The following is a 1,449-nucleotide window of genomic DNA, read 5'->3' on the forward strand; positions in this document are numbered from 1 at the left end:
CTTCCCTTCCGAGTACATAGAAGCTTATGGCTCGGCGACAATAGCGAGTGTTTGGGCTCATACCGACGAATACGCTTTGGATTATTACCACTACCAATTAGAAATTGGAGCTAAGTGGCAAGTCAGTTCTCAATGGCAATGGGAACTCAATTATCGCTGGGTATTTGCCGCAGATAATCATCTGGATGGCTTAACAGAAAGCTTTCATGACCTATTTGGAATTGGACAAAACGGGCGAGATAAAGTTGATAAAAACCGCTTTTACATCTCAATGCCGCAATATGATGTGTTGGAAGACGGCTTCGAAGGCCAAACCATCGCGAACAACCTCTCGACGTACGTTCAATACCAAATATTGCAAAATGAACGTCATGGTCTTTCGCTAGGAGGAAGCCTCTATTATAACAAAGTCGCGCACGGTACCTTTAAAGGCAGTAACTTTGAGCAAGGCGTGCAACTCAATTACTCTTATCTGTACGGAGCACACGCTTTCTATTCAATGTTCGGGATGACTTTTCGTTCTGACGATCGTGCTCTTCTCGATTTACCTTACCGCCACAACACCGCTGCAATGGCGGGTGGATATCGTTATGCACCTTGGGAAAACCACCACTTTATTGTTGAATACCACTGGTATCAAGGTTCCACTGAGGGGCCAACAGAATTTGCCGATGCGTCAAATGAAATTGTGATGGGATATCGCTATCTCATGGGCAACTCCGCCCTTGAAATCATGGCGATAGAGAATGCAAGAAATATGGATAACAGTACCGATATCGCATTCACGATTGGATATCGGTACCTGTTTTCATCTAACTCGGAAAGCGAGTTTTTATAGACCCAATGTTGGTGCCACTGCGGCTGCCACTTGCGCATCAGTGGCATTGATTGGCAATGTGAATGAGCGATATTGATCACCTGAGAAACTCAAAGAACGGTCAATTTCAGCCAAACAGTGCATCACCTGCCCTTCCAAAATGAAAGACAGCTCAATTTCCTTTGAAGACACAAACCCGCTATTGCGAAACTCAAGCTCTTGATAGATACCAGAACGGGAGGCAAAAGAGCCGCCGCGCAAGAAGCCTTTTTCGACATCTGCTTTCACCATAGTAAAACCAGCTTGTTCAATCGCTCGAATAACGCGAGATGCCACTGGTAGTGGTTTCACTTCAATGTAATCGCGATCTCGTGGGTCGCTGGCAAAATCAATATCCAGAGTGGTTTCTACCCAAACATTACACTGGTTCTTCAATGCGCTAACCGCAGTGATAGGTGTTTCATCATGCAGTTTTAGCTCGAAAGGCACTTGTTTTTCTTCATTCGGTTGAATCACAAACGGGTCAACCGCCTTGAGCTGGTCGATAGTGAAGGTTTGATAACTTACGCTATCGTCCACTTCAACTTTCATTTCTGTGTTCAATTTAATGGTGATAGCGTCGATCTGCTGTT

Annotated in this window: 2 protein-coding genes; one reads left to right on the forward strand and one right to left on the reverse strand. The window is 44.9% G+C overall.

The features are described from left to right. Positions 1-838, forward strand: an 838-nt coding sequence (locus tag R7E78_RS24110) for a DUF3187 family protein (protein ID WP_318058335.1), incomplete at its 5' end; no start/stop codon positions are given. On the opposite strand, the gene R7E78_RS24115 is transcribed toward R7E78_RS24110, so the two are convergent. Next, positions 833-1,449 (reverse strand): sporulation protein (locus R7E78_RS24115; protein ID WP_318058336.1); only part of this gene is annotated, 617 nt, incomplete at its 5' end. The genes R7E78_RS24110 and R7E78_RS24115 overlap by 6 nt on opposite strands.

It is taken from the genome of Vibrio sp. YT-19(2023) (genome assembly GCF_033337395.1).